Raw genomic sequence first — 2,087 nt, forward strand, 5'->3', positions numbered from 1 at the left:
CAGGTGGGACCAGGCGAGGCGGGGAGCGGAAACGGTTCGCGCTCCCCGCTCAGCGGCTCAGTCCTGTTTCCGCTGCTTTGGCCACTCGAACCGCGTGGCTTCCGCCCCTGCAGTCCCGCCAGGTCCACGACGAGTGGATCGCTGGCGTTGGGCACGGTCAGTGCCGGCCTGCTGTTGGTGACACTCTCGCTGCCAGGCTGCTTGCAACCGTGCCACAGCTGCCTGTTTGATCTGCAAGATGCGGCCTCGACAGAGACCCAGCTCTCGCCCGACTTCTGCCTGTGTCGCGGGACGCCAGCGATCTCCCCAGCCTCGTAAGGCTTCCATGACGAGGCGCTGTTTGGGGGTCAACACCCTGCGCACCGCCTGGGCCAGCCAGCGCTGCTGCTCGGTCTCGTCGGGATCACCTGCTGAAGGATCAGGAACGGTCTGATCCGGGATCACCGCCACCAGTTGGTGATCCGCCTGCGTCGGCGCGTCGAGCGAGACGGTTCGTGGGAGCGAACTCCCTTGCTGCTGAGATCGCCCGGTTCGCGCGTGGAGGCGCTGCTGGACATGCGCCGGCAACCGGATGAGATCAGCGGCCTGAATGGCCCTGGCCCGCCTGATCCACCAGGTGGCGTACGTGCTGAAGCGAACCCCATGAGTCGGGTCAAATCGTTTGGCCGCTTCTAGCAGCCCCAGGTTGCCTTCCTGGATCAGATCAGCCAGCTCCAGGGAGGGGTGGCTGTCGCGGAGCAGCGGGGCATAGGTGCGAGCCACACTGATCACCAGGCGGAGATGGCTGTTGATGAGTGCTTCCCGGTCCTGCGTCGAGGCTCCCGGTGGCCAATCCCTGCGGGCCTCGGGCGGATGGGAAGCCGGCACCGAGGGCGGGAAGGCTTCCAGGTCCGCCAGGTAGCTGCTCACTGCCAGAGTGGTTCTCGCTGGTCGGAGCTGGCGGGGCCGGATGTGAGGAGGCGGAGCATGATGCTGACCGAAAGGCGGCATGTCATCCTCCTTCTGCTGATGAGGGCAGTCGAGGCAACGGTTGAGAAGGACCAACGTCGGATGGTGGCACGTGGGGCCGAGTCTTCATCTCGACCTGAAGCGCCAGATGTTCCGCACAGAGGTGCTGGATCTGCTCCTCTACGAGCAGTTGCAGGGCCTGGTAACGGGCAATCTGCCGCTCCAGCCGGCGTAACTGGCGTTCAGGGTGCTGGGCAGGGCTGCGAAGAGGAAAGATGCGGCGCCACATAGCAACGTCTCCTTTCCTGGCCGTCGCTGGCCAGATCAGTTCAGGGGTCCCCGAGCTGGAACGAGCACATCGTCCCAGTCCGGGGACCCGGCAAGGTGTCGTGAAGGGACTCAGATGGCCCCATGCCCTGGAGGGGTCTCCTGGGAGAAGAACACGCGGGTCTCCTCGGGACTGGCCGTCCGCCAGCTGAGCAGCGGCGGCAGGTCTAGAAGCTGGCAGAGCCGGGTGACCTCTGCTGTCGTGAGATCCTCCAGGATCAGCAGCGCCCGCTCTGGTCCATCTGGCTCTGCGCGGGCAATGGCTGCCGCTTTGAGTCCATCAGCACGGTGTGCAAGCAGCCAGGTTCCTCCTGGGACCCGGCTGGCTTCGAAGGCGTTCATCGGCACGCTCCTCCTTTCGGGAGACTGACCAGAGCTGGACCACCTCGTGGCTCTCCCAGGCGGTCCAGCGTTGCCTGGAGCAGCTGGAGCTGCGACCGCACTTGCTGCCGCAGACGGTCTGGAGTGCTAACCCCAATTCGTCGCAAGAGCGGCAGCCCCTCAGCCTGCTCTCCTCTGATCCGCTGGGCCAGCGTTCCCACCAACAGGCGGGCTTCGTCGCATTGCTGGCTGGCTTCCGTGAGCACATGCTGTCGGTGCAGAGCGGCTGCCATCGCAGCACCAGCAGTCGTCTCCTGGAGTCCGCCTTGCGCTTGCGCCGCCTCAGCCTCCAGCTGCAGACAGAGCTGTCTCAGTCCACGGGTCAGGCGATCCAGATCCGCCAGCGAGAGGGCTGACTCGTAGGCCCCGACCCGGTGGCTGGCCCAGGAGAGCCAGGCCAGCCACTGGAGCCAGGGAGCATCAGGAGCAGG

The 2,087-nt window shown here is 65.8% G+C and carries 4 protein-coding genes; 1 reads left to right on the forward strand and 3 read right to left on the reverse strand.

What is annotated here, in order from left to right; translation table 11 throughout:
• Window positions 1–57: 57 nt before the first annotated feature.
• Window positions 58–990 carry a sigma-70 family RNA polymerase sigma factor gene (locus A4R35_RS23725; RefSeq protein WP_112434429.1) on the reverse strand — a complete coding sequence of 311 codons (933 nt, stop codon included), beginning with the start codon at window positions 988–990 and terminating at the stop codon, window positions 58–60.
• Between the two features lie 70 nt (window positions 991–1,060).
• On the opposite strand from A4R35_RS23725, the gene A4R35_RS25065 reads away from it, so the two are divergent.
• On the forward strand, window positions 1,061–1,183 hold the full coding sequence (locus tag A4R35_RS25065) for a hypothetical protein (protein ID WP_262982363.1): 123 nt from the start codon (window positions 1,061–1,063) through the stop codon (window positions 1,181–1,183).
• A 164-nt stretch (window positions 1,184–1,347) separates the two neighbouring features.
• Here the strand turns inward: A4R35_RS25065 and A4R35_RS23735 are convergent, their stop codons facing one another.
• Both A4R35_RS23735 and A4R35_RS24485 read right to left on the reverse strand, forming a co-directional pair.
• Window positions 1,348–1,617, reverse strand: a complete 270-nt coding sequence (locus A4R35_RS23735) for a hypothetical protein (protein WP_112434431.1) — start codon at window positions 1,615–1,617, stop codon at window positions 1,348–1,350.
• A partial coding sequence (locus A4R35_RS24485) for a hypothetical protein (protein WP_189362317.1) occupies window positions 1,614–2,087 on the reverse strand: 474 nt, incomplete at its 5' end. The genes A4R35_RS24485 and A4R35_RS23735, both read right to left, overlap by 4 nt.

The sequence above is a fragment of the Thermogemmatispora tikiterensis genome (genome assembly GCF_003268475.1).
GTDB lineage: Bacteria > Chloroflexota > Ktedonobacteria > Ktedonobacterales > Ktedonobacteraceae > Thermogemmatispora > Thermogemmatispora tikiterensis.